At 62.5% G+C, this 18,480-nt stretch carries 16 protein-coding genes; 10 read left to right on the top strand and 6 right to left on the bottom strand.

Annotated features, from left to right (window positions below; genetic code table 11):
* Window positions 1-6: 6 nt before the first annotated feature.
* Window positions 7-618: a TetR/AcrR family transcriptional regulator gene (locus tag KC8_RS16145; RefSeq protein WP_029624305.1), complete on the bottom strand. Its 612-nt coding sequence runs from the start codon at window positions 616-618 to the stop codon at window positions 7-9.
* 102 nt (window positions 619-720) lie between these two features.
* Here KC8_RS16145 and KC8_RS16150 point away from each other — a divergent pair, with 102 nt between their 5' ends.
* A complete protein-coding gene (locus KC8_RS16150) occupies window positions 721-1,494 on the top strand; it encodes an SDR family oxidoreductase (RefSeq protein WP_010123831.1) in 774 nt (257 codons plus the stop codon).
* A 43-nt stretch (window positions 1,495-1,537) separates the two neighbouring features.
* Here the strand turns inward: KC8_RS16150 and KC8_RS16155 are convergent, their stop codons facing one another.
* From KC8_RS16155 to KC8_RS16165, 3 genes are all read right to left on the bottom strand, one after another.
* Window positions 1,538-3,949, bottom strand: coding sequence for a TonB-dependent receptor (locus tag KC8_RS16155; protein ID WP_010123830.1), 2,412 nt, complete (start codon window positions 3,947-3,949; stop codon window positions 1,538-1,540).
* Window positions 3,950-4,051: 102 nt separating this feature from the next.
* Entirely contained in the window at window positions 4,052-5,053 is a 1,002-nt protein-coding gene (locus tag KC8_RS16160) for a metallophosphoesterase family protein (protein ID WP_010123829.1), read from the bottom strand.
* A gap of 262 nt (window positions 5,054-5,315) precedes the next feature.
* The gene (locus KC8_RS16165; protein ID WP_010123827.1) at window positions 5,316-6,827 is read right to left on the bottom strand and encodes a flavin-containing monooxygenase; all 1,512 of its coding nucleotides are present in this window, start codon (window positions 6,825-6,827) and stop codon (window positions 5,316-5,318) included.
* Window positions 6,828-6,952: 125 nt separating this feature from the next.
* On the opposite strand from KC8_RS16165, the gene purU reads away from it, so the two are divergent.
* From purU to KC8_RS16205, 8 genes are all read left to right on the top strand, one after another.
* On the top strand, window positions 6,953-7,810 hold the full coding sequence (gene purU, locus KC8_RS16170; protein ID WP_029624303.1) for a formyltetrahydrofolate deformylase: 858 nt from the start codon (window positions 6,953-6,955) through the stop codon (window positions 7,808-7,810).
* Window positions 7,811-8,023: 213 nt separating this feature from the next.
* On the top strand, window positions 8,024-9,577 hold the full coding sequence (locus KC8_RS16175; RefSeq protein WP_010123825.1) for a globin-coupled sensor protein: 1,554 nt from the start codon (window positions 8,024-8,026) through the stop codon (window positions 9,575-9,577).
* A gap of 25 nt (window positions 9,578-9,602) precedes the next feature.
* Window positions 9,603-10,055 carry a chemotaxis protein CheW gene (locus KC8_RS16180; RefSeq protein WP_029624301.1) on the top strand — a complete coding sequence of 151 codons (453 nt, stop codon included), beginning with the start codon at window positions 9,603-9,605 and terminating at the stop codon, window positions 10,053-10,055.
* A gap of 133 nt (window positions 10,056-10,188) precedes the next feature.
* Entirely contained in the window at window positions 10,189-11,121 is a 933-nt protein-coding gene (locus KC8_RS16185; protein ID WP_010123823.1) for a 3-keto-5-aminohexanoate cleavage protein, read from the top strand.
* On the top strand, window positions 11,108-11,998 hold the full coding sequence (locus tag KC8_RS16190) for an HpcH/HpaI aldolase/citrate lyase family protein (protein ID WP_010123822.1): 891 nt from the start codon (window positions 11,108-11,110) through the stop codon (window positions 11,996-11,998). The genes KC8_RS16185 and KC8_RS16190 overlap by 14 nt, the downstream gene beginning before the upstream one ends.
* Complete coding sequence (locus KC8_RS16195; RefSeq protein WP_010123821.1) at window positions 11,995-13,269, top strand: acetyl-CoA hydrolase/transferase family protein; 1,275 nt, start codon at window positions 11,995-11,997, stop codon at window positions 13,267-13,269. The genes KC8_RS16190 and KC8_RS16195 overlap by 4 nt, the downstream gene beginning before the upstream one ends.
* Entirely contained in the window at window positions 13,269-14,036 is a 768-nt protein-coding gene (locus KC8_RS16200; protein ID WP_010123820.1) for an enoyl-CoA hydratase/isomerase family protein, read from the top strand. The genes KC8_RS16195 and KC8_RS16200 overlap by 1 nt, the downstream gene beginning before the upstream one ends.
* A gap of 140 nt (window positions 14,037-14,176) precedes the next feature.
* The gene (locus KC8_RS16205) at window positions 14,177-14,911 is read left to right on the top strand and encodes a hypothetical protein (RefSeq protein ID WP_010123819.1); all 735 of its coding nucleotides are present in this window, start codon (window positions 14,177-14,179) and stop codon (window positions 14,909-14,911) included.
* 224 nt (window positions 14,912-15,135) lie between these two features.
* Here KC8_RS16205 and KC8_RS16210 read toward each other — a convergent pair whose 3' ends face one another.
* Both KC8_RS16210 and KC8_RS16215 read right to left on the bottom strand, forming a co-directional pair.
* A complete protein-coding gene (locus KC8_RS16210; RefSeq protein WP_086495608.1) occupies window positions 15,136-15,435 on the bottom strand; it encodes a GIY-YIG nuclease family protein in 300 nt (99 codons plus the stop codon).
* 410 nt (window positions 15,436-15,845) lie between these two features.
* A complete protein-coding gene (locus tag KC8_RS16215) occupies window positions 15,846-16,562 on the bottom strand; it encodes a TetR/AcrR family transcriptional regulator (RefSeq protein WP_010124277.1) in 717 nt (238 codons plus the stop codon).
* 92 nt (window positions 16,563-16,654) lie between these two features.
* On the opposite strand from KC8_RS16215, the gene KC8_RS16220 reads away from it, so the two are divergent.
* Window positions 16,655-18,394 carry an N-acyl-D-amino-acid deacylase family protein gene (locus KC8_RS16220; protein ID WP_010124278.1) on the top strand — a complete coding sequence of 580 codons (1,740 nt, stop codon included), beginning with the start codon at window positions 16,655-16,657 and terminating at the stop codon, window positions 18,392-18,394.
* Window positions 18,395-18,480 lie beyond the last annotated feature (86 nt).

An 18,480-nucleotide genomic window follows, 5' to 3' on the forward strand; every position in this document is an offset into this window, starting at 1 on the left:
GGCGCGTCAGTCGCGCGGGGCCACCCCGTTCAGGACGATATCGGTGATATAATCGATCAGTTCTTCGCCGGCCGGGGTCGACGCCACGAGCAGGCGGGCGAGCACCGCGCCGATGGTGACATCGTAAAAGGCATCCGCGTCGACCGAGGCGCGGATCTGGCCGCTGGCCTTGCCGGCATCGACGATGCGTTTCATGTCGGCGCGGGCTGCGGATTCGATCGGGTGCTGCAATTCGTGGCGCAGCGCCGGATCGCGCTGGATCGCGGCGAACAGGCCAAGCGCTGCGGCGCTGATGTCGGCCAGCTGGTAGCGGTGATACACCTGCGCCACGAGCGCGCGGACCTCGCCCTTGATGCCTTCATGTTCGGTGACGTCGACGAACTGGACGTTTTCATCCTCGTTGGCGATGTTGCTCAGCAGATGCGCCTTGGTCGGCCAGCGGCGATAGATGGTGGCGCGGGTGATGCCGGTCGCCTGGGCGATCGAATCGAATGTCAGCGCCTCGATCCCGCCTTCGCGCAGCAATCGTCGCCCGGCAGCGAGGATCGTCGCATCCGTCTCGGGCTTGCGCGGCCGGCCGCGCCCGCGCGCCGGGGCGGGGGGAGGAGAGACGGTCATCGGTAATCCTTGGGCGTCATGGCCATAAACCTATGCCTTTTGCATTCTAATTCGTCACCCGGTGAATTGCCCGCGGCAACGGCTTTGTCCTAACAGTCGGGCATGGAACCCGATCAATCTGCTCCGCCCTCGTCCGCCCGCACCGCGCTTGTCACCGGCGGGGGGCGGCGCATCGGCCGGGCGATCGCGCTGCGGCTGGCCACGGCCGGCTGGAATGTCGCAATTCATTGCGGCCATGCGGTGGACGAAGCCGAGGAAGTGGCGCGCGAAGCCGGCGCACGCAGCGTCCGCACCGCCGTTCTGCCGGCCGATCTGGCGGATGAAGGCGCCGTGGCCGCGCTGGTCGAGCGCGCGGTATCCGCGCTCGGGCCGATTGGCCTGCTCGTCAACAATGCGTCGACGTTCGATGATGATCGCTTCGGCGGGCTGGACAAGGCAATCTGGGATCGTCATTTCGCGGTGAACCTGCGTGCGCCGATGGTGCTGGCGGAATGCTTCGCGGCGCAGGCGCCGGCAGGGGCGGCCATCATCAATCTGCTCGATCAACGCGTGTTGCGCCCCAATCCGTTGTTCTTTTCCTACGCGTTGACCAAATCGGCGCTGTGGACCGCGACGCAGATGATGGCGCAGGCCCTGGCCCCTGCCATCCGGGTCAATGCCGTCGCGCCGGGGCCGGTGCTGGCGTCCTGCCATCAGGATGATGGCCAATTCGAGCGCGAAGCGACCGGAACCCTGCTCGGCCGGCCCAGCCCGCCCGAACAGATTGCCGATGCGGTGCTGTATCTGGCGAATGCCATGTCGGTGACGGGGCAGGTGATCGCGGTCGATTCCGGCCAGCATCTCGGCTGGCGAACGCCGGACATGATCGACGCCTGATGGAAAGGCCGGCGCCCCATCCGAGGCGCCGGCCCTTTTGGTCTTAGAACTTCACCGACAGATCGATGCCGTAGGTGCGGCCACGATCCGGCACGATCACCTGGTTGACGGCGGTCGGCCCGAAGGTCGCCCGATCGACGTTGAAGATGTTCTTCACCCAGCCCGAAATGCCGATCGCGGTGCCGCTGATCGGCAGCGAAGCGACACCGGCGCGGGCATCGGCGAGGACATATTTCTTGGTGACCAACAGCGCATCGACCACGGGATTGTTGGTCGGGAACGCGGTCATCGGCACGGCCGAACGATAGCGCGAGTCGACGTTGATGAAGAAATTCCCGCCATTCGCGAATTCGGGGAAATCATATTGCCCGCCCAGACGCGCGGTCCATTTCGGCGTGTAGGTGACGTTGACCCGGTCGGCCACGTTTACCCCGCCTTGCATATATTCCTTATATTTGAAGTTGGTGTAGCCGAAATTGGCATCGATCGTCAGGCCATCGATCGGGGCGGCCTGGAATTCGCCCTCGATGCCCCAGATGCGCGCCTTGCCGGCATTTTCGAACCGCTGCACGCCGCCCACGAACGTCTGGATCTGGAGATCCTTATAGTCCGAATAGAAAGCGGACAGGTTGGCGCGGACGCGGTTGTCGAACATCTTCGATTTCACGCCGACTTCGTAGCTGGTCAGCGATTCCGGATCATAGGGAATGGCGCCCAGGATGCCGCCGGCGACATAGCCGGTCGCGATCTTGGCATAGGTCGTGACATCATCGTTCGGGCGATAGGTGAGGATGCCGGTATAGTTCAGCTTTTCATAGCTGGTCTTGTAGGTCTGGCCCGGAACCAGCGTGCTGCCCGCCGCGCCGGCCACGCTGAACAGCGAGGTTGCACGATCATCGATCGTGTAGCGCGCGCCAAATGCCACGTCGATCTGGTCGGTCGCGTGCCAGGTCAACTGGCCATAGCCCGCGATGGAATCGTTCACCGCGCGCGTCGCGGTGACACCGCTGCCGAACACATTGTCGAGCGCCGTCGGTACGACCACGCCGTTCACGACCGGCTGGAAGATACCCAGCACGCTCGTCGCCGGCGAATTTTCGTGGAAGTAGAACACGCCCGATGTCAGGTCGAAACGGTCCCAGTTGAAGATGAACTGCACTTCCTGGCTGAACTGCTTCTGCCGGGTCGATCGCGACGTCAGCAGCGTGAACAGGCTGTCGTTCGGGCCGGGCTGATTTGCGCCAGCGAAAACGCCCGCAATCGCAGCGGGATCCTGGCCGGCGGCCAGCACCGCGCCCAACTGCGCTGCGCTGAAACGCAGCCCGCCGGTCGAACCGAGGTCGTAGATATAGGGATCCTGCTTGAACTTGCGGTAGGCGGTGATGGTCTTCACCGTCAGCACGTCGTCGACATCCCACGCAATCGCCAGATTATGGCCCTGCGTTACGACATGTTCGTTGCTGGATGCGTTGGCGACCGCGTCGAGTTGGCTCTTGCCAAGGTTGGTGATGCCGCCCGTGCCGGGATAAATGACGCCGCCGCCCAGCGGCACCGCCCCCTGGAACTGCAGGATCGCGCCGGCAAGCGCGCCGGTGCCGTCGCCCGTCGGCCCGAGCAACTGGGTGGCGCGGCCGACCGTGTTGGAATCGGTATAATCGAAGCGATAGTCGATCTTCAGATTATCCGACGCGTCGATCCGCGCCGCGACCTGCACCGCATCGACATTCTTTTCGCCCAGCCGGTTGGCATAAGTGAGCGTGCCAAAGCCCGGCTGGCGCAGGCTGAGATCGATCTTCTTGCCGCCGAGCAGGTTCCTGGTGTCGCCTTCCATCTGGTCGTGCAGGTACGAAACCTTCAGGCTCAGCGGACCGAACTGCGGCAGGTTGACGATCGTGCGCGAACGGAACGCGTTGTAATTGCCATAGGACAATTGCTGGCTGATGCCGAACTCACCGGTTGGTGCCGCGCTGATCAGGCTGATCGCGCCGCCGGTGGAATTGCGGCCGAACAGCGTGCCCTGCGGGCCGCGCAGCATTTCCACCCGTTCCAGATCGGCCAGGTCGAAGATCGCGCCGACCGAACGGCCGATGTAAACGCCGTCAAGATAGATGCCGACCTTGGGATCGACCGCATTGTCCGACGTGCCCGACTGGATACCGCGAATCTGGATCGTCGGGGTCGATTGCTGGCCCTGGTTCGAAATCTGCACGTTCGGCGCATAGCCGCTCAGATTGTTGACGTTGGTGATGCGCGCATTGTCGAGTGCCGCGGCGGTCATCGCGGTGACGGCGACGGGAACGCGCTGCAGATTTTCTTCACGGCGCTGGGCGGTGACAACGATGTCTTCCAGCCCGCCGCTGCTTTCGGCCGCGACGGCCGATGCCGCATCCTGCGCATGCGCCGGTGCGGTGGTGATGGCGAGCATGGACGCAGCCGCCAGATACACGGTCTTCATAATCAGTCCTCTCCTGAAACAGGGTATGCGTCGCCCGGTTGATCCGGGCTGATTATCGTTTGTTGCGGATGATATGGCTGGCTGTGGCGGGGAATGCCCCCGTCAGCGCACCATGGTCTGGCCGCTCTGGCCGGTGCGGTCGAGCAGGCCGTTGAGCTTGATGAGCGCGATGTCGGGTTCGCCGTCCTTCACCGTCACCCAGGCGATATGGTCCATTTCGCCGGGGCCGTGCTGGTGCGAAATCGCGCCTGCCGTGCCCATGGTGATATAGTCGCGGCCATGGCGCTTTTCGTGGGCGTAATAATGATTGTGCCCGGCGATCACGGTGTAGGGCCGGCCGGCAAGCGCGGCTTCGATCTTTGCGAATTCGGCGGAATTCAGCTTCCATGCCGGCTTGTGCATCAGCACGAAGGTCCAGCGCGGCTTGGGCTGATCGGCCAGCGCCTTCAGCGCGAAATCGACCTGCTTCGGGCTGAACCGCGCCGCGCTCAGCGCCAGCATTTCGGGGTCGACCGCCTTGCCTTTTTCGCGATCGGCATTCACGCCGCCGACGAACTGGGCCAGCGCCTTTTCGGTCGCGACCGGATCGTTCTTCATGCCGGCGGCCATCTGGTGGAACTGCTTGGCGAAATCGGCCGGCATGTCGGGCGGCGGATCTTCGGTGTCCAGCACCAGGAACAGCACGTCCTTGTATGTGAACTGGTAATAAGGCTCGCCGCGCTTGGCCTTCCATGCCGACAGCATCATGTCGTTGCCGATGTCGTGGTTGCCCGCGACATAGATGAACGGCGCGCGCAACTGGCCGATCGCGGTTTCCATCTCGCCCCATTCGCGGGCCAGTTCGGCGGCGTCGCCGGTATAGCCTTCGATCAGGTCGCCCACGTTGATCAGGAATTCGGGCTGCATCAGGTCGACCTGTTTGATCGCCTGTTCGAACACGCCCGGCCGGGCCAGGCCCGTGCGGTCGCCGATCACCGCGAAACGCAGGGCCTGCGGGTCATTGGCGGGGGCTTTGGTCCATGGTGCGGGGGCAGCGGCCGGGGTGGCGGGTGCGGCATGGGCCATGCCGGCGGTTGCCAGCATCGAAATCGCCAGAATACGCAAAACAGCTCCGGCAGATGCCCGGTGGCATGATTTGCGGAACTTACCCCTCGGTCGGAACATGCAGATGCTCGCTCTTTATTATTAGACCTCATGTATCGTAATTCACGAGGCGAGGGCGAGGGGCTGTTTGGCGTCCCGGGCTGTGTCGTCGCTAAATCCTTAATATGTCTCTATTCGATGATTGTGGGCCGGCAACGAAGAACGGCGCCGGCGGAATATCCGCCGACGCCGCAATTCGGCCTCAACACGACGCTCAACCCGCTCAGGCGGCGATGTCGAAATCCTCAAGCTTCGGCGTGCTCATCGCATCCGAAAATGCGTCATAGCTCCACGGCCAGCTCGCAGGGACGCCTTCTGCGTCCAGATACCAGCTGCTGCAGCCGGACGCGAAGATGGTGCCCTTGGCCGCAGTGATACGGCGATCGTCATAGTCGCTCATCGCCGCATGGCTTGCGCTCACCGTATTGGCTTCGCCGGCGGCGATGCGGCCGATGAGCTGTTCGATATAGGCCATCTGCTTTTCGGCGATATCGATCAGCGAGAAATTGCCCACTGGCCCGGTCGGACCGTTGAGGAGGAACATATTGGGGAAATCCGGGATCGACACCGCCAGATAGGCCGACGGCCGTTTCGCCCACACATCATTGAGCGCGACATCGCCGCGCCCGATCATGTTGATCGGCCGGACGAAGCGATCGGCGTGGAAGCCGGTGGCAAGGATCAGCACGTCCAGTTCGTGCAGGCGGCCTTCCTTGTCGCGAACGCCCTGCGGCTCGATCCGCTCGATGCCTTCGACGACCACCTCGACATCGGGACGCTGGACCTTTTCATAATAATCCCAGGAATAGATCAGGCGCTTGCAAGCCGCGCGATAGGTGGGGCGCAGCCGCTCGCGCAGCACCGGGTCGGCGATGGCGGTTTCCAGATGATTGTTCACCACCCATTCGATCTGGTGGATCTGTTCCGAATTCATGTCGTTGATCGCCGCCGAAAAGTTGCGGACGTTGGCTTCATATTCCGGGTTGTAGCGGATGGCATCGACCAGCTTGGGATCTGCCCGGAACGCGGCCCGCTGTTCGTCCGTGTAAAAATCGTTCGGCACCGGCATGATCCACTGCGGCGAACGCTGGAAATGCACGGTCTTGGCGGCCACGCCAGCCAAAGCCGAAACGATCTGCACGCCGGTCGATCCGTTGCCGATGATTCCGACGCGCTTACCCGAAAGATCGATGCCATCCTGCCAGCGCGCGCTGTGAAAGGCGGGGCCGGCAAAGCTGTCCAGCCCGGCGATGTCAGGCATGCGCGGATGGTGGAGGACGCCGGTCGCGGCGATCAGGATATCGGCGTCGAGCTTCAACCCCTTCTTGGTTTCGATCCGCCACAGGCTGCCGTCCCAGCGCGCTTCGGCGACTTCCTCGCCAAAACGGGTGATCGCGGTCACGCCATAATCGTCGGCGACCTTTTCGAAGTAACGCTGGATTTCGGGTCCCGGCGAAAGATATCGGCTCCAGTCGGGGTTGGGCGCGAAGCTGTAGGTGTAGGCATGCGCGGGCACGTCGCAGTGCAGGCCGGCATAGCGATTTTCACGCCAGGTGCCGCCAACGCGATCGGCCTTTTCGAGCACCGTCACGTTATGGCCCAGCTCGCGCAGGCGGATCGCGGCGAGGATGCCCGCCATGCCTGCGCCAATCACCACTGCCTTCAAAATTCTGGCCATCGTCGCTTCACCCCATAACTTGCTGATGAAGGCGACTGTCTCCTGTTCGGACAGCATGTGCGACGTCCAAATGGATGCGGTCCAAATGGACGGGCGCGCACGGGTGGGCACTGGATTGTGGCTGTAACGCCTGTCATGAGGGCGGCGCGCCTGCCGCAATATTCGAGCCGCGAGACATGATGATGACCGACACCTACCTGCTTACGCTTTCCTGCCGCAATCGTCCGGGGATCGTCGCGCGTGTCGCATCAACGCTTTTTGAACATGGCGGCGACATCCGCGAAGCCAATCAGTTCGACGACAGCGCCGCCAACCGCTTTTTCATGCGTGTCGTATTCAACCTGGCCACCGGGCAGGATGCTGCGGCCCTGCGGCGGGATTTCGTGGCGGTTGCCCATAGCTATGGCATGGACTGGCAACTGCGCGCGCAGGCCGATCGCCAGCGCGTTCTGCTGCTGGTATCGAAGTTCGATCATTGCCTGGTCGATCTGCTGTATCGCTGGCGGATCGGCGAACTGGCGATGGATATTGCGGGTATCGTTTCCAATCATCCCCGCGAGAGCTTTCACACCCTGGATCTGGACGGTATCCCGTTTCACCATCTGCCGGTGACGGCGGAAACGAAATCGCGCCAGGAGGCGCAGATCAAGGCCATCGTCGAGGATAGCCGCGTCGATCTGGTCGTGCTGGCCCGCTACATGCAAATCTTGTCGGATGATCTGGCGGCGTGGCTGTCCGGCCGCTGCATCAATATCCACCACAGTTTCCTGCCCGGCTTCAAGGGCGCCAAGCCTTATCATCAGGCGCATGCCCGCGGGGTGAAACTGATCGGTGCGACCGCGCATTATGTGACGGCCGAACTGGATGAAGGGCCGATCATCGAACAGGATGTCGAACGGGTCAGCCATGCCGACACGCCCGAGGATCTTGTGCGCAAGGGCCGGGATATCGAGCGCCGGGTTCTAGCTCGCGCTGTCGGTTTCCACCTTGAGGGGCGCGCCCTGCTCAATGGGCAGACGACCGTAATCTTCCGCGATTGATTCTCTGGGCTTGCCGGTTGATTCAATCGGCTGGCCGGATGACGGACTGATCCAGAACGGACCGATTCCTCCCATGGTTTGCAGGTGAAACCATGTCCCATTTGTGCGTCGTCCGCTCCGGTCGGGACGAAAGCACTCTATAACGGGGATTGTGGCAAAGCCTTTTTTAACCTGCCCGGGCGCTTCGTCTCTTGGCCACAGGAGCACGTTGTCATGCAGCCCAAACAGACGACCGATGGAATCGAGATTCGCTTGAGCTTCTTCAATCTGGACCAGGACAATTATGCGGCGTTCCCTGCGATCGCCGCTGCGGTCGAAAAGGTGGCCCCGGCATCGCTGGATCGCTTCTATCGCAAGGTGCGGGAAACACCGGCGGCTGCGCGCTTTTTTACGTCGCCGCAAATGATGGATCATGCGCGCGATAAGCAACTCGATCACTGGCGTGGCATGTTCGCCCGCCGGCTGGACGAAAGCTATTTCGCCAAGGCCGAAAAGATCGGCAATATCCACGCGCGGATCGGGCTGGAGCCGACCTGGTATATCGGCGCTTATGCGCTGGTGCTGGAAGATATGATCGGCCGCCTATTAACTGATTCCCTGCGCGCCCGTCTTGGCGGCAAACAGATATCACGGGTGATCGGCACTCTGGTTAAGTGCGCGATGCTCGACATGGACATCGCGCTGTCGGCCTATTTCCGTGCCGAGGAAGCTGAGCGCATGGCGGTGATCGACCGCGTTGGCGAGGCGATGGACAGGTTGGCCAAGGGCGACTTCACCGTAAAGCTGGAAGGGCTGCCTGAAAGCTTCGCCAAGCTGGTCGAGGATTTCGATTCGATGCGGGAGCGGATGCGCGAGACGCTGCTGGAAGTTTCGCATACTGCCGACAGCATCAACACCGGCGCGGCTGAAATCAGCCAGGCATCCGAAGATTTGTCGCGGCGCACCGAGCAACAGGCGGCTTCGCTGGAGCAGACCGCTGCGGCCATGGACCAGATCACCGTCGCGGTGCGCGAAACGGCGCAGGGGGCCGCACACGTCAATGCATCGGTGGCTGATGCGCAGGGCGACGCCAATGAAGGTGGCCGTGTCGTGCGCGAGGCGATCGGCGCGATGGATGATATCGAGAAATCCGCGCAGGAGATCGCACAGATCATCGGCGTGATTGATGGCATCGCATTCCAGACGAATCTGCTGGCATTGAATGCTGGCGTTGAAGCGGCCCGCGCGGGCGATGCGGGCAAGGGTTTTGCCGTCGTCGCCAATGAAGTGCGCGCATTGGCCCAGCGATCGGCGGATGCGGCCAAGGATATCAAGGGGCTGATCGGGGCCAGTTCGAAGCAGGTGGAATCAGGGGTGCAGCTTGTCGGGCAGACCGGGCAGGCGTTGGACCGCATCCTGACCAAAATTTCGGAGATTGCCGGCCTCGCGCACCAGATTTCGACATCGGCCGAAGCACAGGCAACGAGCATGCAGCAGGTGAATACCGCCGTCGCCGATATGGACAAGATGACCCAGCAGAACGCCGCAATGGTCGAAGAATCGACTGCGGCCGCCCGCAGTCTCGAAACCGAGGCGGATCAGCTTATCACGCTCGTTCAGCGATTTCGGCTAGAACAGGAAAGTGCCGGTCGCGCTGTGCCTCGGCAGGGCCGGGCAGCACCCGTTGCTGCTGCCCAACCTGCACGCCCGTCTGCCCGTCCCCGTACCACCGGCAACCTTGCGCTGGCCGTTGATCCGGCATCGCAGGATGAATGGACGGATTTCTGAGGTGATGGACCAGGGAAAAGAAACGATGGTACGCCAACTCATCACCTTTCAGGTCGGTGCCCAATGCCTGGGCGTTGATATCATGGCTACCCGGGAAATTCGGGCTTGGGCGCCGACAACGCCCCTGCCGCATGCGGCGGCCTATGTCCGCGGTGTGGTCAACCTGCGCGGTACGGTCCTGCCGGTGATCGATCTGTCGGCGCGATTGGGTTGGGGCGATACCGATCCTTCCGCCCGCCATGTGATCATGGTTTTGCAGATCGGCGATCGCCCGCATGGGCTGATCGTCGATGCCGTCAACGATATCGCGTCGATCGACGAAAACGACGTTCAGCCGCCGCCGCCCATTGGCATGAACGCCGATGATGAATTGCTTGACGGTATAACCTCGGTCGATGGTCAGATGGTGATGATCCTGAATCTCGAACGGCTGGCGCGTGATTTTGGGGAAATCGAGGTGGCTCCACTTGCGGCGTGAACGGAGCTTGTTGCTATAGGGTGACGCATTGTCGACGTTCGACCAGCGATTCCGGCTGGACTTGATAATGAATCGCCTTCATTTTCCGAATCCAGAGGCGCGCGCCTAGACTGCGCCGAAAGCGGTTCGGAGGATGACCATGGCTTCAAAGATCATCATCACCTGTGCGGTGACGGGATCGATCCACACCCCGTCAATGTCGCCGCATCTGCCGGTGACCGCGGCTGAAATCGCTGATTCTGCGCTAGCCGCGGCGGAGGCTGGGGCTGCAATTGTTCATCTGCATGCCCGCGACCCCGAAAACGGCCGCCCTGATCAGACGCCGGAAGCATTCGAGCCGTTTCTGCGCGTGATCAAGCAACGATCGGACGTGGTGGTGAATCTCACCACCGGCGGATCGCCGTTCATGCCGATCGAGGAGCGAATTCGTCCCGCCACTGTCTGGCGGCCCGAGGTCGCTTCGCTCAACATGGGTTCGATGAACTTCGGCCTGTTTCCGATGCTGAAACGCTACAAGGATTTTCAGCATGACTGGGAACCGCAGATGCTGGAAAACAGCCGTGATCTGGTGTTCCGTAACTCGTTCAAGGATATCGAACATGCGCTGCGCACGCTGAACGAGACTGGTGCTCGTTATGAGTTCGAATGTTATGATACCAGCCACCTCTACCATCTCCATTATTTCTTCACCGAAGGCTTGGTGAAGGCGCCCCTGTTCATCCAGACGTGCTTCGGTTTGCTGGGCGGCATTGGATCGCATCCGGACGATGTGATGCACATGAAGCGCACCGCCGATCGCCTGTTCGGCGACAATTATCGCTGGTCGGTGCTGGGCGCTGGCAGAAGCCAGATGCCGATTGCCGCAATGGCTGCGGCAATGGGCGGTAATGTCCGTGTCGGGTTGGAAGATAACCTCTGGGGTGGGCCGGGCAAACTCGCGCAATCCAATGCCGAACAGGTGCGGACGGTGCGAAAGATTCTCGAAGGACTTGGCCTGGAAATCGCGACACCCGATGAAGCACGCGCGATTCTGGCGCTGAAGGGAGGGGATAATGTCGGCTTCTGAACGGGCTGCGGCCGCCCGATCCTGGCTGTTTGTGCCCGGCGACAGCGAAAAGAAGTTGGCAAAGGGCGTTGGCACGTCAGCCGATATTCTGCTGATCGACCTTGAGGATGCGGTTGCGGAAAGCGCCAAGCCCGCCGCACGCGAAACCGTGGCGGCATTTCTGCGCGCGAACGCCGATCAGCGCGATCGGCTGTGGGTCAGGATTAACCCGTTGCAAGGGCCGCATGCGTTGCATGATCTGGCGGCGATCGTTCCGGCGCGGCCGGGCGGGGTGATGCTGCCCAAACCGCGCGGGCGCGCGGATGTCGAGAGGCTGGATCATTTCCTGACAGCGCTGGAAGTGGCGGCCGGCGATCAGCCGGGGCTGACCCAGGTGATCATCGTGGCGACCGAAACGCCGCAAGGGATGCTGGCGACGGGAAGCTATGAGGGGGTGGCCCGGCTGGCCGCGATGACATGGGGGGCGGAGGATATCGCGACCGCAATCGGTGCAATCACCAACCGCCGGGCTGATGGCAGTTATGACTTTCCCTATCAACTGGCCCGCACCTTCTGCGTGGTTGGCGCTGCGGCCGCCGGGGTGCCGGCGATCGAGACGATCCACGGCGACTTCCGTGACGAGGCTGGACTGGAAGCGGTGGCGACGGAGGCGCGTCGCGCCGGTTTCCGTGGGATGATGGCGATCCACCCGGCGCAGGTGGACATCATCAACCGCGCATTCACGCCGAGTGAAGCCGAACTGGTAGCGGCGCGCGAAATCGTCGATCTGTTTGCAGCCAATCCCGGATTGGGGACGATCGGCCATCGTGGCGAGATGCTCGATCTGCCGCACCTCAACCGGGCGAAGGCGGTGCTCGCGCGCGGGGGCGCTGCATGACGCAAATTTTGCGGGCCGATGGCATCGACCTCGGCGCGTTCATCCGTCCCGGCGATCATATCGTCTGGGGACAGGCTTGTGGTGAGCCGGCGACCCTGATCGAGGCGCTGATTGCACAGCGCGCAGGGCTGGGCGGGGTCGCGGCTTTTGCCGGGTCCAGCTTCTCCGGACTGCTGACGCCCGATATTGCCGATCATATCGCGCTGACGAGCATGGGCGCAATCGGATCAATGCGCTTGCTTGCGAAGGCCGGGATGCTGGGCATCGTGCCGTGCCATGTCGGCCAGATTGCCGGAATGATCGAGGCGGGCCTTATCGGCTGCGACATTGCCTTCGTGCAGGTCAGCCCGGCGGATGCCGATGGCAATCACAGCTATGGCCTGATCAACGATTATGTGCAGGCCGCCGTCGCGAAGGCGCGGGTGGTGGTCGCGGAAGTGAACGAGCAGATACCCTTTACCCATTGCGACGCGCTGCTGCCGCGTGACCGGATTGATTATCTGGTCGAGGTGTCGCGTCCGCCCGTTGAGGTGATGCCGGCGGCGATCGAGGATGGCGACCTTGCCATCGCCCGTCACGCGGCGTCGTATATCGGCGATGGCACGGTATTGCAGATCGGCATCGGCGCGGTACCCGATGCCCTGACGCGACTGATCGGCGACCGGCGCGATCTGGGCGTGCATTCGGGGATGATCGGAGACGGCCTGGTCGATCTGGTTGAGGCTGGTGTTGTCACCAATGCGACCAAACCGTTCGAGACGGGGGTCTCAATCACCGGGGCGCTGATCGGGACGCGGCGGCTGTATGATTTCGCGCACCGCAACCCGGCTGTTGGAATGCGATCGTCGCGGTTGACGCACGCCGATGCGGTGCTGACCGCGATCCCGAAACTGGTGACGATCAATTCGGCGGTCGAGGTGGACCTGACCGGGCAGGTCAATGCCGAACAGACCGGCCCGGCCTATATTGGCGGGACCGGCGGGCAGGTGGATTATGTGCGCGCGGGCAGCCGTTCGGCCGGTGGGCGTTCGATCATCGCGCTGCCAGCGACAGCGGCTGGCGGCAAGGCCAGCCGGATCACGGCGACGCTGGCCGGCCCGGTGACCACGGCGCGCAGCGAAGCCGATGTGATCATTACAGAATTTGGCGTAGCCGAACTCAAAGGGCGCAGCCTGGCCGAACGGGCGCGGCGGATGGTGGCCATTGCCCATCCCGATTTCCGCGAGGACCTGGATCGCGCCGCATTCGCCATCGCGAAAAGGGGATATTGATGACCGACGCGGTTCTGTTCGACGCGCGCACCGATGGCATCGCCATCATCACCATCAACCGGCCGGACGTGCATAACGCATTGGGCCGTGCCGTCCGCGACGGGCTGTTCGCCGCATGGGAGCGGTTCGAGGGTGATCCGGCGCTGCGCGTCGCGATCCTGACGGCGGCGGGCACCAAAGCCTTTTGCGCAGGCGGCGACCTGAAGGAAATGGCCGACCTGCAACTGACCGTGCCGCCGCGCGGCATGTTCCCGGTGCCGGGTGACAATGTGGAGGTGACCAAGCCGACGATCGCCGCGGTGAATGGCGTGGCTTATGCCGGCGGCTGGCTGATCGCGCAGGCCTGTGACCTGTGCGTCGCGAGTACAACCGCGCGTTTTGCGATCACCGAAGCGAAGGTCGGGCGAGGATCACCCTGGGCGGCGCCCTTGATCCATATGATCCCGCAACGGATCATGATGGAGATCATCCTGACCGGCAAACCGATCACGGCGGCGCGGGCTTATGAGATCGGACTGGTCAACCGATTGGCCGAACCGGAACAATTGCTGGATGCCGCCATCGAGCTGGCGACCGAAATCGTCGAGAATGCGCCGCTGTCGGTGCTGGCCGGCAAGGAAACGGTGCAGCTTGCGACCGAAATGGGGCGCACCGCCGCGCTGCGCGCCGCCCGCCACGCGTGGGAGCGCGCCTATCGCAGCGCGGATGCCCAGGAAGGCCCGCGCGCCTTTGCCGAAAAAAGAAAACCCGAATGGCGGGGCGAGTAAAGGTTGCCACTGTCCGGGCATCGGCAAAGGATATCGGAGGGATATTCCGGTAAACCGCCAGGAAATCATTCGAAATAATGCATGGCGCTAGACTTGGCTGCCTGATGCTTGCACATACACCGCCAGAAAAAGGGGGGAGTATGAAGCAGATTGGAGTGGGGGCGATCGGCCTGTTGATGATGGCGACACCGGCTATCGGCGCGGTGGCAGCCGATGCTGTTGTGCCGGCGGTTTCCCCGCAGGTTCCGCTGGAGCCGGTTCCGGCGGAAAAGATAAAATATATCAATCCGGCGAACGGCCGGATGACCGAAACCTATTGGGCGGCGTTGAGCGAGGCCCAGAAACGGGCGCTGCTGCCTTCTGCTGAAGCCTTCGTGCAGATCAGCCAGGCCGATAGCACGGGATCTTTTTCGCTGCTGCCGATCGGCGCATCGGTGAAGAAGGGCGATTACAAGATGCTGTTCCGCTGGCAGCAATATCGTGCCGATTATTGTCTGGCAGGCAATCCGGCGGCAGGCCGCATCCGTACCGGCGTCGGCCTGGAAATTGAAGCGCAGATCAAGACGCTGAAAGCGGGCCTGAACATCGCCAATCTGGGTGCGCTGACCGCAGCGGCGGAACGCGATCAGGTTTCTGGGGCGATCCTGATCCGGCAAATCGGGTTGGGCAACACATCGCCGACACTGGGCACCTATCTGTCCAATTTCGCGCTGACCCGTGAAGGGGTGACCAAGGCGCTGGAGGCGATCGCGGTGACCAAAGCGGTGCTGGAAAATGAAAAGACCGCGCTGACGCCGCATTATCTGTCGACGACGGAGGCGACGCCGGGTTCCTGTTCGGCGGTTCGCCCGGCGGCGGCCCGCCCGGTGATCTGAAACGCTGCTTGAGACATGTCGTCCCGGTGGATGCGAGCCCGAGCGGGATCAATCCACCGGGCGGCCGGGGCCGACGTTGGGGGGCGGCCCGCATATTGGCTGAACGCCGGCTTTCTCTGATTTTGACCCAGAATCGGACTGTCAGGACCCGCCGACATTGCGGACGTTCGTTAAATCTCGTCATCACCCCGGGCTTGACCCGGGGTCCCGCTTTGACGGTGGCGTCAGGCAAGGTGCGCATAGAGATCGAGCCACTCGGGATTGCCCCGCTCGATCAGCGCGAATTTCCATTCGCGCCGCCAGCGCTTCAGGCGCTTTTCCTGTGCGATACCATCGATGATGGAGGCCACCTGTTCGGCCCACACAAGCCTGTCCAGCCGATAACGCCGGCAGAAATCCGACCCATCACCTGTGCGGTGCTGGTGAATGCGTGCCGCCAGATGGGATGTCACGCCCACATATATAGTGCCCCGATAGCGATCGGCCATGATGTAGGCCCAGCCGCCTTGCCGATCCCGTTCCATGACAGCAGAACAGAAGAAGCGGGACCCCGGGTCAAGCCCGGGGTGACGGGGGAAGAATGTCCGCTTTCCCGACAAAGCCGTTGAAGGGCGGTTTGGCGACGCGCCCTGATTCCCGACAGGCAGCTTTCTCCGTTTTCTGCCGAGTTCATGCCTGTCAGTACACGCGACATTGCGGATGTCCTTCTCCCCTCCCTGAAAGGGAGGGGTCGGGGGTGGGTCGCGAGCGGAGCGAGCTTCCTCGGCCTATGCGCTGATCGCCTACGGCGACACCCACCCCCAGCCCCTCCCTTCCAGGGAGGGGAGAAATAGGGCTAGCGTCCACTCCCCCGGCTTTCCGGGCGTAGCCTGCACCCAGTCGATCGCCTAAAAGCGGGCGGTCGCGGATGGGGGTGTGTATCCGGGCCGCCGGCTCATTTCTCCAGCCGGGTCAGTTCGCGGGCGACGCCGTCGACCAGTGCTTCGAACCCGAGGTTGAGGATGCGGGCCGGATCGCTGCTGGGAATCCAGGTGCGGGTTTCTTCGACCAGTGCCTGCTGACCGGCAGTCAGATGATCCAGCCCTTCGGAAAATTCGACCATGTCCGAACGGCTGAGGGCTTCGGAATCGGCCGCCAGATAGGTGCGAATCAGGCCGACGGTGGCGGCGAGGAACCAGCTGGCGGTTTCGACCAGCGACAGTTTCGAAAATCCGATGCGATGCAGCAGGACGAGCACGGGAGCCTGCACTTTGAGCCACGGCCCGGCGAGCTTGTCGTCCCAGCCCATCAGCATCATCACGCCATGATGGCGTTCATAAAGCAGCGCGACCTGATTCTGCCAGGCGAGCAATTGTTCGCGCCACGGCCGATCCGCCGGCATATCCGGGAACCCGGCGAAAACACTGGCTGACATGGCGTCGCGGAGCGCGGTACGCGTGGCGAAATAGCGGTAAAGCGCGGGCGGCGAAACCGAGAGTTCGCGGGCGATACGGGCCATCGAAAGCTCTTCGTTCGGATGCGCATCCAGCAATTTCAATGCGGTATCGACGATCGCGTCGGCGGACAATGTGGCCGGGCGCCCGCGCGGCGGCGCGGATGCTTTCCGATCGTCTGGCGCGGGCGCGCGATTCTGCCCCTTGTCGGCTTTCACTGATTAGTTTATCCCAGATACTAAATAAGAATAACAAACATCCCAAGCCGCGATAATCAACCAGCGGCGGGATGACAATCGAGGAGAGAGAGATGGCCAATATCCTGATCAAGGGCGGCACCGTCGTCGATGGCAAATTGACGCCGGCTTACCGTGCCGATGTGCGCATCGCCGGCGACCGCATTGCCGAAATCGGCCCCGATCTGGCCCCGCGTGGCGATGAACGCGTGGTCGATGCAACGGGTTGCCATGTGACACCGGGCTTTATCGAGGCGCACACCCATTTCGACGCGACGATGTGGTGGCAGGACGATCTCAACCCGCTGCCCGGTTATGGCGCGACGACGATCGTGATGGGCAATTGCGGTTTTTCCTGCGCGCCGATTTCCGACGACAAGGCCGCGACGCAGGAGGTGATCAACATCTTCTCCTTCTTCGAGGATATCGCCAAGGAGCCGTTCGTTTCCGAACTGCCATGGGACTGGCGCAAGTGGAGCGAATATAAGGCGTCGCTGACGTCCAAGGTGCGCATCCCGCTGAACTATGCCGCTTATGTCGGCCATATCGCCATCCGGCTGGCGGTGATGGGCCTCGATGCGTGGGAACGCACGGCGACACCGCTGGAAATCGAACGGATGTGCGAATTGCTGGATGATGCGCTTGCCGCCGGCGCGCTGGGGCTGTCGACCAACCTGCTCGATCATGATGGCGATGATCGCCCGGTGCCGACGATGCTGGCCGATGACGCCGAATATAGCGCGCTGTTCGACGTGCTCGATCGCTATCCCGGCAGCGCGGTGCAGGTGATCATCGATACGTTCATGCGGATGACCGGGCCGGACATGGTGGCGCGCATGGGCCGCCTGCTCGAAGGCAAGAATGTCCGCATGCAATGGGCGGGCCTGCCGACGCTGGATTTCCAGAAACCGGTGCTGCCGTCGTTGCAGGTGCTGCATGATGGCTTCAAGGCGGCGGGCAAGGATTATTGGACGGCCTACACCCATGTTTCGCCGACCAACACATTGTCGCTGACCAAATCGCTGATCTTCGCCCAGTCGAACGATTATGCGTGGCACGAAGTGGTGCTGGCCGAAACGGACGAAGAAAAAGCACGGCTGCTGGCCGATCCCGAATGGCGGGCGCGGGCGCGCGAAAGCTGGGACACGCAGGCCTGGGGCCATTCGCCGATGAACCGGCCGGATGATCTGCTGTTGCGCAATTCGGACAATGGCGCAGGCCCGATCAACCTGTCGCTGAGCGATTATATGAAGCAGGCAGGCATCGCCCACCGATCGGACGCGATGGCCGATTGGGTGCTGAAGAACGGCGTCAAATCCACCATCCACATGGCGCCGTTTCCGATGAACGAGGAACTGGTGATCGAACTGATCCGCGATCCGATGTCGGTGGGCAATGTTTCGGACGCGGGCGCCCACGCGCAGATGTTCTGCGGGCCGGGCGAAAATATGCTGCTGTTCACTTATTATGTGCGCGAAGGCAAAATCAGCATCGAGGAAGCCGTTCACGTCCAGACAGGCAAGCTCGCCAAGCATTTCAACCTGAAGGGCCGCGGCGTGCTGGAAGTGGGGGCACCCGCCGATGTCACTGTGTTCCACCTCGACGAAATCGAACGGCGTGACGAGCGCAAGGAATTCGACGTGCCCGACGGCAAGGGCGGAATCACCTGGCGCTATACCCGCGATCCGGCGCCCATGCGGCTGACCCTGGTGAATGGCGAGGCGACGTTCGACGGTGGCGAGCCGACCGGCAAGCGGCCGGGTGCGTTCCTCCGCCCGCAAAGCGATGCGGCCTACAGCATGGCGGCCGAATAAAAGTGGCAGAACCGGCGGGGTGGGACATGATTACCACACCGCCGGTTCATTGATATGTGACGGGGTTGCTGCCTTAAAAAACTAAT

This window comes from Sphingomonas sp. KC8 (assembly GCF_002151445.1).
Lineage (GTDB): Bacteria > Pseudomonadota > Alphaproteobacteria > Sphingomonadales > Sphingomonadaceae > Sphingomonas_E.